The organism is Pseudomonas sp. PvP009 (assembly GCF_017832995.1).
In the GTDB taxonomy this organism is placed as follows: Bacteria; Pseudomonadota; Gammaproteobacteria; order Pseudomonadales; family Pseudomonadaceae; genus Aquipseudomonas; species Aquipseudomonas syringae.
The window spans coordinates 3061769-3075418 of sequence record NZ_JAFIBG010000001.1 but is presented as its reverse complement, the minus strand read 5'-3'; the positions used below and the strand labels follow the sequence as shown (position 1 = coordinate 3075418).

Sequence of the window (13650 nt, the reverse complement as noted above, 5' to 3'; positions counted from 1 at the left end):
AACAAATGGATTGGCGCATCTACCCGCGCCATTCTGTTGTCAGACAACTGGTAGTGCCTGGAGGTGTGACAAAACGTCGCCCTGTGCTTATTTACGGCTCGGCAACGAGCATGCTCTGCGGTCAAGTCTTGTAATACTTTCTCAACGTACGAAACATCTATGGGTATTGTACGATCAGCGCCCGTAATGATTTTCAGGACTGTATGAATACCCTCCAGGAGCCTCCGAGTTGTCCTCCTCCCATCGCTTATGGCTGGCCGGTGATTTCACTGTTACCGAGCAGACCGCTTCATTCGAACGTCTCTCTACTTAACCTCTTGCACTGCATGGATTCCGGCAGACCTTCGCGTCCTGACGCTGCAACGCCATGCCTGACGTTCAGCCATGGTGTCTGGTCTACAGTGACCCATACCAATCCCTGCCATTTTTATTGTGAGGCTGCATAACCCATGGAATGGATCGCTGATCCCACGGCATGGCTTGGCCTGCTGACCCTTATCGTGCTGGAACTGGTGCTGGGCATCGACAACCTGGTGTTCATCGCCATCCTGGCCGACAAGCTGCCCCCTGAACAACGTGACAAGGCGCGCGTCATTGGCCTGTCGCTGGCGTTGATCATGCGCCTTGGCCTGCTGGCGAGCATCTCGTGGATGGTGACGCTGACCGAGCCGTTGTTCGAAATATTCGGCAAGACGTTCTCCGGTCGCGACCTGATCATGCTGTTTGGTGGTGTGTTCCTGCTGTTCAAGGCCACCATGGAACTGCACGAGCGCCTGGAAGGCCATGTCGCCCAGCGCGCCGGTAATGCGGGCTATGCGTTGTTCTGGCCTATCGTTGCGCAGATCGTCGTACTGGACGCCGTGTTCTCGCTGGATGCGGTGATTACCGCCGTCGGCATGGTCGAGCACCTGTCGGTGATGATGATCGCGGTGATCTTCTCCATTGGCCTGATGATGATTGCCAGCAAGCCGCTGACCAAATTCGTCAACAGCCGCCCGACGGTGATCATGCTGTGTCTGGGCTTCCTGATGATGATCGGTTTCAGCCTGACCGCCGAAGGCCTGGGTTTCCATATTCCCAAGGGCTATCTGTATGCGGCCATCGGCTTCTCGATCCTCATCGAAGTGTTCAACCAGATCGCCCGCAAGCGCAGCAAGAAGTCGGCCCATGGCCACCTGCCGCGCCGCGAGCGGGCAGCCCACGCGGTGATGCGCCTGCTGGGCGGTCGCAAGCTGGAGTCTGGTGACGTCGATGAGGAAATCACCGACATGCTGGATGGTGAAAGCAGCGAGCCGGTGTTCGACCGTCGTGAGCGCGTGATGATCAGCGGCGTACTGCAACTGGCAGAGCGGCCGATTCGCACAGTGATGACGCCGAGGGCGGAAGTCGACTGTATCGACCTGAACGACAGTGCCGAGAAGATCCGTCTGAAACTGATGCACTCGTCCTACTCGCGTCTGCCGCTGATTGGCGAGCGCGGTATCGATGAGCCGCTGGGCTTCGTGCACAAGAAAGAGCTGTTCAAGGAGCTGTTGTCCGGCAACGAGCCCGACTTGAAACTGATGTCGCGCAAGGCAATCAACCTGCTGGAAAGCTTCACCATCCTCAATGCCCTGGAGCAGATGCGCAAGGAATCGACGCACATCGCCTTTGTGGTCAACGAGTTTGGTGACTTCATCGGCGTCTTGAGCATGACCGACATTCTCGAGTCCATCGCTGGCCAGCTGCCTGATGCCAGCGAAGTGGAAGGTCCGGATATCGTCAAGCAGGGCGAGGACTTTGTGGTATCGGGAGCCTTGAACCTGAGCCTGATTCGCGAGCGCACCGGCTTCCAGGCCAAGGCGACCGAGGATTATCAGACCCTCGCCGGACTGGTCATGAGCCTGCTCGATCGCCTGCCGTCTACCGGCGACAGCCTCAGCTGGCAGGGCTGGAACCTGCACGTCGTCGGCGTGGAAGAGCGCCGAGTGACTCGGGTGTTGCTGCAGAAGCAGCCCGACATGGGGGCTGGCAAATAAGCACCGAGCTGTAATGCAAAACGGGGCCTGCTCATGGTGAGCAGGCCCCGTCTTCATGTGTGCGTCGCGCTTATTTTCGACGCGGACGCGACACCACGGATTCGATATTCTTGCGGCCAATGAGCTTGGGCTGCGCAGGCTCTTTTGCCACAGGCTCATCAGCCAGCCACTTGAACATCACCAGACAATCCACCAGGCCCAATCGGGCATGACGATAGGCCTTGGGCAACCGCCCGACCGTCTCGAAACCCAGCTTGCTCCACAACCCGACCGCCACCTCATTGCTGGCGACCACCGAATTGAACTGCATCGCCAGGAACCCGCTGTCGCGCGCCAGTTGCTGCGAATGCTCGCACATCAACCGCGCCACACCACGACCCCGCGCCGCGTCCGTCACCATATAGCCACAGTTGCAGACATGATTACCCGGGCCTGCCGCGTTGGCCTTCAGGTAATAACTGCCCAACAGCTGGCCATCTTCCTCCGCAATCAGCGTGTGCAACGGCGCCTTCATCCACAGATCGCGAGCCTGCTCCTGAGTGAGGGCAGGGTCGTAGGCGTAGGTTTCCTGAGCGATGACGACAGCCTGAAAGGTGGGCCAGAAGCGCTCGAAATCTTCCGGTGTCATGGGGCGGATCTGGATCATGGTGAGGCCTTGGTGGGTAGGGCTTGAATTCCGGCGTGTACGTTAGCGTGGGTGTGCTACCACTTCCAGGCTTTTTCGGTGAACTCGGCCTTGGAGGGGAGCACGGTGTGCAGAAAATTCAGGTACTTGTTGAACAGCATCTCTTTTTTGGCACGAGCCTCAAAGGCTAAAGTAATTACTCGGCGAGCCTCAGCTAGATGTGGGGCTGCTGATTGATAAGTGGAATACTGTGCTTGAAGTAGATTGCTTCTGCCCTATCGACTAAAAGCTAGCAACACTTTCATTCTTACATATCGTCCTTGGTAAGCTTGTTTGCCCAAGTGCTAAATTATAATTTCGACTGCTGGCTTGGTTTGCCTAGGTTGAAAGGATCTATTTCTTCAGGCGTGTCGGCAGTTGAGATGCTTTATGTTGTGTGACTTAGCATAAACCCTCAAGTTCTGTTTGGGGGTTTATGGTTAGGCTATCCTTTTGATTTGCTATTTTTAGGAGCAGCTTTAAGGTTGTCGATGAGCGCGGAAAAAGTAGGATTTTCGGCAAGGAGTTTATCTGGATTTGCACGAGAAGCGTAACGCTTTGCCATTTTCCCTTCGCTGTTTGTGAACATTGTCATAGTGTTATCGTAGTCGACCGGAACATAGCTTGAAAGCCAGTCCTCTAATGAGGAGCTCAAGTTTACTAGTTGTACCTCGTAGGATTCAAGATCCCTGATATGTGCTTTTTGGAGCTGGGAGTCTGGTGAAGGCGTAATAATGGCCGCCAGATTTAAATTGTGTTTCTTTGAATTGTACTTCGTTATTAGATACTTTGCTAACGGCGCTACAGATAGTTGTCCGCCCGCTGGGAAAACTTCAAATTCCGCTTTTATATTAAATTTCTTTAGCAGTTCATCAATGGTTTGAGCGTCGCTCGCACTTTCTACTAGGATGATCCAGTCGCTGCGATGTTTTGATGTGGATGCTCTTTTCTTCGATGCTGCTAGTTCTTTTAAGTGAATTTCTAATGCAAAAAAAGGCTGTCCATAATTAGTAGCGTAGCGAAGCTTTACGCGCATAGCCTCTTGCATAGTTATCTTCCCGTCATTGATCAGTGATAAGTCTTTATGACCAAAGAGGATTAGGTTTAAAGCTTTGCCGAACAGTAGAGCATCCACAGCATCTGGGCTATAGTCAGACATGGAGAAAAAAGCTCCAATTGTGCCTATAAGCTTCCCATCCACCTTTCCTTTGAAGGCATATAAACTAGAGGCGGGAATAGGGTCCGCATGCCATTTGGCTTCTAGTAGGAAAAAACGGTCACCCATTGCAAACGAACCATCGATTTCCTCGCCAGTGGGCCGCATGTTTGTTCGAGGTTCCATATCTTCGTCTGAGAGAAACTTATTAAGCACAAGCTCAAAATCTCTGCCTCTCTTCTGAAACCAAGCTTTATCAGCGTTAGGAGGAGGGGTTAACAACGTTTTAAGTTTAGGTGCTTTCATAGAGTTCCTTTGCGGTAACCGCTTTTTGGTTTTTCTGAAATATAAATCATGAGTGGTTTCCGCTGTCCGGTCAGTGGTTCGTTGATTTCAGTTGTTTCTAAGTGGTGTGATTGATTGGTTCTTATATAAAACTAATGGTTGGTAGTAAGCCGGTGTGGCTTTTATGAAGCAGCAAATCTGTAGGTAAGGTTTTTAAAAAATTTGATCTTAGTGTCAGATCTTTCAGGCGTCCGTTGTCGTGAAGGCAAATATGATAAAACATTAGTATTTTTTCGTACTCGGATAATTGGGCGGAAACCATAGAAGTATAAGGCTCTAAAGAGTTGGCGTCCGAGCAAATATAATCTAGAATTACTGTTAGGTTTTCATACCAGTTGTGCAGGTTTTTTCTGGTGGGTTCCCAGAACTCAGCATACATGGATTTGAGTTCGTTCATTTCTTGAAGTGTCTCTCTATCGAACGGCATGCCATTTCCTGAAAACTTCTTTCGATAGTTGGTTTTTAGTCTTGCGTGGAATCGCTCCATGCAATCCGTACCTGTAATTGTCTTCTGTGTTCTGCTCAATACGAGATCTATGGACTGGGTGAGTGAAGAGTGAATTTCCAGCATTTTAAGAAATGTAACTTCAAAGCTCTGTTTTCGAAAAGTCAATACTTGTTCACCCAAAGCGTCGGCTGATCTTTTCATTTCTACCCTTGAGTCCCTTAACTCTGCTTTCTGAATAACTATTGTCAAAAGTAAACCCATAAATGTTAAAAATGTTAGAAATGGATTAGCTACACCTCCAAAAAAATCACCAAAAACACCATGGCTAGGCTCGTCATTTTTATACGTGTATAGTGTTAAAGCTACATCAATCAAAAAAATGATAATTATGACAAGCGAAGCGAAAACAAATATTCGGTACAGGCCTTTAATACCGAGATCATCTGTGGGGTTTACGAAAGACTCAAACAATTGATATGGTTTATTCCGTAATTTAGTCATACTATCATCCATGCTTTCGCCGGGTTTAAATGGCATCACGTTGTAGATTCGGAATTTTGTGCAGAGCGATTTGAAATTAAGGCTCGTTGCTCCAGTTTTCCTGAGCTTATTCCGCACTGATGTGAATCAGGCTTATGACTCACTGTGGATTGATTTTTACCTTTTTATGAAGTGAATTACCACTGTTTATGAAAGGGGGGGGACGTGCACCGTTCAGTTCTGAGTGGCTGCCGCTAACGCCAAGATGATTTCGGTTCGAAAGCTGGAGTCAGCAGGGCCTTTACACTGCCGGGAGCGACGAAGCAGTTCTGTCAGTCGACCAACTGCACCAGACTCGGCTCAATCGCATCCGCGCTCACCTCAAGCAGCGCCAGCGTCACCGGCAGTTTGAAACGCCGCCGCCCGGAGCTGCCAGGGTTCAGATACAGCGTGTCGCCGCGCCAGTCGATGAGGGGTTTGTGTGAATGGCCGGTCACGACCAGTTTCACGCTGTCATCCACTAACGCTGGAACGTCGGCGATGTCGTGGACCAGCAGGACTTGCCAGCCGTCGATGTCGAAGCGCAGGTGATCGGCGATGTGTGTTGCCCAGTCTGCATCCATGTCGTTGTTGCCGCGCACGATGTGCAGCGGGGCGATGGCTGTCAGTTGCTCGACGATGTCCTGGCTGCCGATGTCACCGGCATGGATGATCTGTGCGCAGCCCTGTAGCGCAGCGATGGCTTCAGGACGGAGCAGTCCGTGGGTGTCGGAAATCACACCAACTTTCATACGGGGGCCTCGGGTCGGGGGCAGGGTAGAAGCGCAGTGTAACGCGTTGCGCTTCTACGGCCAGTTACAGGATGCGCGTTATTGGCCGCACCCAAGCGCCAATACCAGCCGTTCCAGCCCGATGCCAAACCCGGCACCCTCTCGATAGGCGCCGCCGCCAACTACTTGCTGCTGCGCGCCCAGGCGTGAACATCGCACCTCGAAGCCGTTGCCTTCCAGGTAGTAGCTCAGGCCCCGTTTCACGGCGGTATTGAGTTCATAGTCCAGGCCCAGCGAATCCAGAAAACCGGTGCAGATGGCCTGGCTGCGCAGCAACGCCTGTTGCGGTGAAGGGCTGAGGATTTCCAGTCCCAGCTGGGTGAATTCGCGGTAGCGTCCGGCTTGCGGGCGCTCGTAGCGATAACAGCGTGCCACGTAGAAAAACAGCGCTTCACGTCGTCCCTCAAGCAGCGCTTCGCTGCGTTCCTGAAACAGCGCCGTGGCTTCGGGTATCAGGCAACAGGCGCGCCCGGCCTTGTCCTCGAAGGCCCACATCTGGCCGATGATTTCGCTGCCGCCGGCTTTTTCGATAAAGGTGTCTTGGCCCCATAAGGCCGGCACTATCGCTTCCTCAGCTCCGGCTTCGATGAAGATAGCTCCGGAAACGATTTTCTGTGTCACGCAGGGTTGCGGCTTCTGTTCCGGTCACGATGCGGGTTCCGCGTAGCATGGTCATGGGTGATGATCTCCAGTTTTTTCAGGCAATAAAAAAGGCGCCATGGGCGCCTTGGTCGGTTTCACTGATGGGTCAGAACGTGGATCTATATCTGGCCAATCGATGAGCACAAGCAACCGCAGCACCTTGAAGCGGGCTGTGGTGGTGATGTCGGTTGCTTTGGGGAAATTGATTCATGGCTGATCCTTGCATGCTTTGACGCATCGCTCAAGTAGCGGTGTTGACGGACACAGTTTATCTGAGCCGCGCCATGCTCAAGGCATCGACGAACAGGCCATCGCGCACCGCGTAGTTGCGCAGCCGGCCCTCTGTTTCGAAACCGAATTTTCGATACAGACCCTGGGCTGCTTCGTTGTCGACATACACGGTCAACTCCACCCGGTGCAGGTTCATCCAGTTGTCTGCGATGTCCAGTGCGGTTGCCAGCAACTTCGAGCCGACGCCTTTGCCCTGCCAGGCCGATGCGACGCCCATACCGATAGCGCCGACATGGCTTTGTCGACTGCGCGAATACTGCTCCAGGCCAATGCTGCCAATCACCTCGTTGCCATGGAGCGCGACCAGTTTCACGTGTCGCTCGGTACTGGCAGCCAGGCGTTTGCGCCAGACTTCGATGGACTGATAAGGCATCTGCAGTACCTGACGGCACACCGCAGGCTCGTTATAGAGTGCAGTGACACCTTCGAGGTGAATGTCGGCCATGCGCTGGATGAGGATTTGCGGGGCAGGGGCGTGCATGTTGATTCTTTCCTTGAATTGCATATCAGGCGTTCGTTCGAGGCACTTTGGCAGCGGATTATCCTCGCCGCAAGCAGCTAATATCGAGATTGGCGCAACAGTGACTCAAGAAGTAATGTATTTAAAACAGCCGAATTGAATGAGGGCCAGCGACACCGCCATTCTGTTCGCACTCATCAAACAAGGAATGACCCTGCCAATGACGGAGCAAAAAATTTACGGTGTTGAAGGCGAGAGCGAGGACTTTCGTGCCGCGGTTGCCAGTGCGCAGCGCACGTTCAGATTCTTCTGGCGCGAGATGTCCTGGGAGCGTCGCCGAATTGTAAAAGCGCTGGACCTGGCTGCCGTAAAGGTGTCCTTCACGACTGACTCAGCCGATCCCGACAGCCCATCGGTTGAGAACATGTGGGTCACGGATGTCGATTTCGACGGCCTGACCCTCTCGGGCGTTCTCATGAATGAGCCTGTGTGGGGGAGTTCGATAAATGCCGGGGACTCTGTGTCGGTTTCCCTGGACCGCTTGAATGACTGGGTCTATGTGTTTGGCGGTCGCGCATTCGGCGGTTTCACTATCGATGCCCTGCGGTCCGGCATGTCTGCGGCCGAGCGTGTCGAGCATGACCAGGCGTGGGGGTTGGACTTTGGTGAGGCGGGGACCGTTATGCTTGTTCCGCCAGCAGAGGGCAAGTCACCGGTCTGCTTCACGCGCGCACTGGACAGTGCATCGGATAAACGTGCCTTGAACAAGCTGGAGCGGCTTGAGCATCCGATGGGACTCAACGCACAGGGTGCCGTGGAAGAGGGCCTTCGGGATGATCCGGGTCTGGCCACTGACTACGACGACTCGGGCTGGCAAATGATCCATCGCGAAACCCTCGCCGGTAATTGCAATTTCGTCGCTACGCTTCTGTACATGGGGGCAGATTCTGCGGCGACCAACAGCAACGGCCATGACGTACTGACGCTTGCGCGTATCGCAGGATGGCCGAGAACCATCGAGCTGTTGGAGGGAGATCGTGCGAACCTTGAAAAGCACGTACAGCGTCGCGGTTTTCCAGCCTGGCCCATTGGGCTGACGATGGCGGTCATCGGGGTGGTCGGCCTTTATTTTGCTGCCTTGAGTCAGTCGACAGGTTCTCTGATTGTCAGAAACGACAGCCTCTTAAGCACTGGGCTTTTCATCGCTCTTGTCTGGTTCCTGGGGCAGGGTCTGATTCTCTGTACGGGCCCCTGGTATTTTCGACTCCGGGAGCGCACGCCGATATGGGGCAAGGCCAGAGCGCTGGATTTGCTGGCAATGCTTATCGGAGTATTGCTCGCTTTCTTCCTGCACGATCACTTGGGTAATTACCTGCATTCCCTTTAAAACGTCCCGCGGCAAAACAGAGCTATTGCTTCCATTTCTTCATAAGTGTACCGTTGTGTTCACTTATGAAGAGGGTTGCACCATGTTAGCCACTTCGCTCGTTCAGCTGTCGCAGGAGCCCATCAAGCCAGGCATTGGCGCGCGTGTTTTCAACGGCAAGCAGGACCTGCTGTCGGGGCGTTTTGCTGGGGAGATCCGGGAACTGCTGGAGCAGCGAGGGGTGCTGGTGTTCCCGCAGATTCATTTTTCCGATGCAGAGCAGATAGCCTTCACTCGCACGCTGGGTGCGTTCTGCCCTGAACCCGGCGATGGGCAGAACATCACCCGGATCAGCCTGGATGTGAAAGAGAATCCGGCAGGCGCGGAGTTTCTCAAAGGTTCGCTCTACTGGCACATAGACGGTACGAGCAGCGATTCACCCATTCTGGCTTCACTGTTGTCCTGCAAGGTGCCGGCCAGCTGGGGAGGCAACACGGGTTTCTGTAACACTTACGCGGCGTATGAGGGGTTATCGAGCGCTGACCGACAACATTACGACAGCCTGCGCGTCATTCATGCCCCATGGGCATCGTTACTCTATTACAATCCGGAGCCTGGCCTTGCGATGCTCGAGGCCATGCAGGCTATCGGCGAGAAGGAGTTGCCGCTGGTCTGGAAGCACCGATCCGGTCGCAAGTCGCTGATTCTGGGCTGCACCGCGCAGCAAGTCGTTGGCCTTAGCCTGGCGCAAAGTGCGCGAATTCTGGTCGGCCTTCGCGAGTGGGCCACGTCCGAGGCGTTCAGTTACAGCCATGCGTGGCAGGTCGGTGATCTGGTGATCTGGGACAACACCGGCACCATGCACCGGGCCGAAGCCTATGACCCCGAGTGCGGGCGAATGATGCACCGCACCAAGTTGCAGGGCGAAGAGCCCTTCGCGTAATGCGACGACCGCGAGAGCCGGGTGACGCCCTGGCTTTTATACTGAGTGGCTCATCATGAGCCGGATCGTTTTGCCGGACTGGAGAAACGAGAATGTGCAGACCCAAAGAACCCATTGCGGGTATTTTTCTATTGTTGGTCCTGGCCGCTGGCGGTTGGGTGGCTCAGGAGCCATTTCCTCATTTCGGAATCGATCTGCCTGTCGAAGCCTTGCTGGACAGCGATCACCCTGCGACACCCGTTCCGCCCCGACATCGCATGCAACTCGACGAAGGCCAGTTCAGCAGCGCTTTGCTTGAGTCGATGCCCTTGTACGCGCTGGCAGAGCCGCCCGGCAGCCCGTGAGCTCGGGTCAGCTACCTTCGTTGATGTTGGCGAAGAAAATGCACCCGATCAATCGGGCGAACAGGGTCAGGGTTTCCGCCAGATCGGGGTCGTCAAACAGCGTCGTTCTGGAGTCCAGAGCGCACAACGCACCATACAGCTGTCCGTCGGGAAGGTAGATCGGCACGCCCGCATAGCTTTCGATGGCGTAGCGCTTCACAACTGGCAGGTTCGCATACCGGCCGTTCGTGCTGATCTGCGGCACGAACAGTGCCTGGGGATTGGTACAAAACTCGTTACAGAGCGTGGTCTCGAGTTCGAACACATCGCCGTCGTCCATACCCAGGTCAGTGGGGTCATAGACAGAACAGGCGATCCAGTCTGCGTCGGTAAATTTGGCGATACCAGCGAAGCGCATGCCTGTCAGGCGAGTGACAAGTCGCAGCACATTGGTCGTGGCCTCGATCTCGGCAATCGCAGCGCGCTCCTCGATGGTCAACAAGCTGCTTTTTGAGGCGATCAATTCCAGACTCATGCACTTCTCCAGAATACCCAAGTGTGGGTAACGGCCCATGCTAACTGACTGGAATGAAAATGCCATCGGGGTTGGTCGCGCCTGGGAGGATTTATTTTCAAGCGAAATATTGACGCCAGTTTTAAAGTTTGAAGCCTCGCTGCCGACATTTGTGGATGTATAGCTAGCTGGCAAGGACAGGCCTCTTGTACTCCACTGATGACCAACGAAAGAGCGACTCCCTGTGATAAACACTCTGCGCAATATTTCTGTCAGGTCCAAGCTTGTGCTCGGGTTTGCTTTGGTCATCGTACTGACGGTGCTGATCGCTCTGACGGGTTGGACAGGCATCACCTCGCTGAGTGAACGAAGCGAGCGTATTTCCGACATCGGCAAGCTGAGCTCGCTCACGCGGGACGTCCGGATAGCCCGATTGGCTTATTCGGTCAACTATGACGCCGAGCGCGCCAGCAACTGGCTGAAAGCTTTCGAAAGTCTCGAAAATCATGTGAAGTACGCGCAGAAGGTGTTCGACTCCCCGTTGAATGTGCCGCTGGTCAATACTGCCGCAGACGCCTTGAAGGATTACCGTATCCACTACGACAACCTCATGCAGGCGACCGCTGCCCGTGAGGCTACCCGTTCGGTGTTTGGCCAGTATGCCGATGCAGGCGCTGACGATTTGCAAAAGCTCAACGCCATTGCCCGATCCGATGACGGCACTCCCGCACAGCGCGACGCCATCGTGCAGGCGATGACGCTGTTCCAGAAAATGCGCTTTGACTTGCGTGGCTACACCTATTCGCTGAAGCCGGAGAACCGTGCCCCAGCGGAAACATCGATGAATACGGTTATCGAATCGTTCAAAAATCTGCAAGGTTTCGATGGCCAGTCGGCGATCATCAAGCATCTTGTGGACTCGGTCATCAGCTATCAGAACACCTTGAATCAGTTCACCGCGGCGCAGGCCAGGATTGATCTGGCTCAGGCAGGCATCACCAAAGACATCGGCATTCTGTTTGAATGTGCTGACAAGCTGTCCGAGAACCAGGTCAACCTGAGAGTGGAAGATGTGAGTCAGGCCAAGATGCTGCTCTCTGTCTGGCTGATTGCAGCGTTGATCATGAGCGCCCTGGCGGCATGGATAATTACCAACCTTATCGTAGGCCCGCTGCGTGACACACTGAAACTGGCAGAGCGTGTCGCTGATGGTGACTTGACGAACAATCAGGTGATCACCCGCAAGGACGAACTGGGCCAGCTGCAGGGCAGCATGATGCGCATGACCGGCAACCTGCGCGAGTTGATTGGTGGCCTGCGCGACGGCGTGACACAAATCGCCAGTGCCGCCGAACAGTTGTCAGCCGTCACCGAGCAGACCAGCGCCGGCGTCAACAGCCAGAAGAGCGAAACCGATCAGGTCGCCACTGCGATGCACGAAATGTCTGCGACCGTTCAGGAAGTTGCACGCAACGCAGAGCAGGCGTCACATGCTGCGGTCAACGCATCGAAAGAAGCTCGCGAAGGCGACGGCGTGGTTTCCAAGGCAGTTGCCCAGATCGAGAAACTCGCGACTGAAGTCACGCACTCCAAGTCCGCGATGGACGAGCTCAAGAACGAAAGCAACAAGATTGGTGGCGTGCTGGATGTCATCAAGGCCGTTGCCGAGCAGACCAATCTGCTCGCCCTCAACGCTGCAATCGAAGCCGCGCGTGCGGGCGAAGCAGGTCGAGGCTTTGCGGTGGTGGCTGACGAAGTGAGAAGCCTGGCCCAGCGCACGCAGACGTCGACCGAAGAGATCGCGGCATTGATCAGCGGTCTGCATACCCGTACAGCGCAGGTGGCAACGATCCTCGACAACAGCCAGGCACTGACTGCAAACAGTGTCGAGCTGACACGCAATGCGGGTGTTTCCATCAATAACATGACTCAGGCAATCTCGACGATCGAGACGATGAACCATCAGATCGCCGCTGCCGCCGAAGAGCAGAGCGCCGTTGCCGAAGAGATCAATCGCAGTGTTCTTAATGTGCGAGACATCTCTGAACAGACGGCTTCCGCCAGTGAAGAGACTGCCGCGTCGAGCGTAGAGCTCGCTCGTCTGGGCGTGCATCTGCAGAGTCTGGTCAGTCGATTCCGCGTCTGACGTTCATTGCCGGTAAACCCCGGCGCGCACCGCACAGGCTGCGCGCCGGAGTCGACCTGCTAACCCTCCGGCGGTAAGCCTTTACCGCCCCCAAAGCCCCGTCGCGTACTCCACAAAACTTCTCAGTTTGGGCAGTCGATAGCGATCCTGTACATACAGCAGGTTTGTCGGTCGTCTGGGCAAATGGTAGTCGGGGAACAACGCAACCAGCCGGCCTTCCTGCAAGTCTCGCTGCACCAGCGCATCCGGAAGCATCACTACGCCCATGCCTGCACGAGCCGCCTGATAAAGACCGGCGGAAGTGTTGGCCACCATCGAACCGCTTACCTCCACCAGCACGTCGCCGTCGGCGCCAGTCATACGCCACTGTGTGCCGGCAGTGCGCCATTCGTCTCCCGCCGGGTAGGCGAACGCCAGGCAGTTATGCTGACGAAGATCCTCTGGATGCGTCGGCGTGCCGTGACGGGCCAGATAGTCCGGTGCGGCGCAGATGGTCAAGGTGTAATCCTGCAGGGCGCGCGCGATCAGCGGTGAGGATTCTGGAATGTTGCCCAGGCGAATGGCGACGTCAAAGCCATTGTCGATCATGTCCAGACGCTGATTGGTCAGCACCAGGTCGAGCTTGACCTCGGGAAAGCGCCGCGAAAATTCGACCAGAGCAGGCGCCAATACTTCCGAACCGAATGTCAGTGGCGCGGTGATGCGCAGTGTACCTGTGGGGTCGCCGTGGGCCTGCTCGGCCAACTGCTCGGACTCGGCCACCAACCCCAGCACTTCCAGACAACGCTCATAATATGCGGTACCGAATTCCGTCAATCGCTGACGGCGTGTGGTGCGCTGCAACAGGCTGACGCCCAGGCGCTCCTCCAGTGCGCGCAAGTGATTGCCGACCATGGTGGTGGAAATCGAACACGCTTGCGCCGCTGCCGTCAGGCTGCCTGCCTCGACCACTTTCACGTACACGCGCATTGCCTGAAACAAATCCATTATCAACCCTGGCTTTAAAATGATTGAAGTATTTCGC

General features: G+C 55.0%; 13 protein-coding genes and 1 pseudogene. 5 read left to right on the top strand and 9 right to left on the bottom strand.

From position 1 onward, the window contains the following. Window positions 1-449: 449 nt before the first annotated feature. Window positions 450-2018, top strand: coding sequence for a TerC family protein (locus JOE29_RS13045; protein WP_210079583.1), 1569 nt, complete (start codon window positions 450-452; stop codon window positions 2016-2018). Window positions 2019-2088: 70 nt separating this feature from the next. Here JOE29_RS13045 and JOE29_RS13040 read toward each other — a convergent pair whose 3' ends face one another. From JOE29_RS13040 to JOE29_RS13015, 7 genes and pseudogenes are all read right to left on the bottom strand, one after another. Next, window positions 2089-2664: an N-acetyltransferase gene (locus tag JOE29_RS13040; protein ID WP_003367325.1), complete on the bottom strand. Its 576-nt coding sequence runs from the start codon at window positions 2662-2664 to the stop codon at window positions 2089-2091. 56 nt (window positions 2665-2720) lie between these two features. Beyond that, window positions 2721-2840: pseudogene (locus JOE29_RS25475) on the bottom strand (permease); the annotation flags it as partial. A gap of 287 nt (window positions 2841-3127) precedes the next feature. After that, complete coding sequence (locus JOE29_RS13035; RefSeq protein ID WP_057407027.1) at window positions 3128-4144, bottom strand: hypothetical protein; 1017 nt, start codon at window positions 4142-4144, stop codon at window positions 3128-3130. A gap of 121 nt (window positions 4145-4265) precedes the next feature. Continuing rightward, entirely contained in the window at window positions 4266-5144 is an 879-nt protein-coding gene (locus JOE29_RS13030; RefSeq protein WP_210079582.1) for a putative phage abortive infection protein, read from the bottom strand. Window positions 5145-5443: 299 nt separating this feature from the next. Beyond that, the gene (locus tag JOE29_RS13025) at window positions 5444-5902 is read right to left on the bottom strand and encodes a metallophosphoesterase family protein (RefSeq protein ID WP_103364624.1); all 459 of its coding nucleotides are present in this window, start codon (window positions 5900-5902) and stop codon (window positions 5444-5446) included. 78 nt (window positions 5903-5980) lie between these two features. After that, window positions 5981-6562, bottom strand: a complete 582-nt coding sequence (locus JOE29_RS13020) for an ATP phosphoribosyltransferase regulatory subunit (RefSeq protein WP_103364625.1) — start codon at window positions 6560-6562, stop codon at window positions 5981-5983. 289 nt (window positions 6563-6851) lie between these two features. Continuing rightward, on the bottom strand, window positions 6852-7355 hold the full coding sequence (locus JOE29_RS13015; RefSeq protein ID WP_003409996.1) for a GNAT family N-acetyltransferase: 504 nt from the start codon (window positions 7353-7355) through the stop codon (window positions 6852-6854). A gap of 139 nt (window positions 7356-7494) precedes the next feature. On the opposite strand from JOE29_RS13015, the gene JOE29_RS13010 reads away from it, so the two are divergent. From JOE29_RS13010 to JOE29_RS13000, 3 genes are all read left to right on the top strand, one after another. Further along, on the top strand, window positions 7495-8721 hold the full coding sequence (locus tag JOE29_RS13010; protein ID WP_210079581.1) for a DUF2314 domain-containing protein: 1227 nt from the start codon (window positions 7495-7497) through the stop codon (window positions 8719-8721). 82 nt (window positions 8722-8803) lie between these two features. Further along, window positions 8804-9643, top strand: coding sequence for a TauD/TfdA family dioxygenase (locus tag JOE29_RS13005; RefSeq protein WP_004417939.1), 840 nt, complete (start codon window positions 8804-8806; stop codon window positions 9641-9643). A gap of 92 nt (window positions 9644-9735) precedes the next feature. Beyond that, window positions 9736-9987 (top strand): hypothetical protein, encoded by a 252-nt coding sequence (locus JOE29_RS13000; protein ID WP_003318372.1) that lies wholly within the window; start codon window positions 9736-9738, stop codon window positions 9985-9987. A gap of 7 nt (window positions 9988-9994) precedes the next feature. On the opposite strand, the gene JOE29_RS12995 is transcribed toward JOE29_RS13000, so the two are convergent. Then, entirely contained in the window at window positions 9995-10501 is a 507-nt protein-coding gene (locus tag JOE29_RS12995; protein ID WP_003318374.1) for a GAF domain-containing protein, read from the bottom strand. 223 nt (window positions 10502-10724) lie between these two features. Here JOE29_RS12995 and JOE29_RS12990 point away from each other — a divergent pair, with 223 nt between their 5' ends. Next, entirely contained in the window at window positions 10725-12626 is a 1902-nt protein-coding gene (locus JOE29_RS12990) for a methyl-accepting chemotaxis protein (RefSeq protein WP_024648919.1), read from the top strand. Between the two features lie 81 nt (window positions 12627-12707). On the opposite strand, the gene JOE29_RS12985 is transcribed toward JOE29_RS12990, so the two are convergent. Then, window positions 12708-13613 (bottom strand): LysR family transcriptional regulator, encoded by a 906-nt coding sequence (locus JOE29_RS12985; protein ID WP_074996830.1) that lies wholly within the window; start codon window positions 13611-13613, stop codon window positions 12708-12710. Between the last annotated feature and the right edge of the window lie 37 nt (window positions 13614-13650).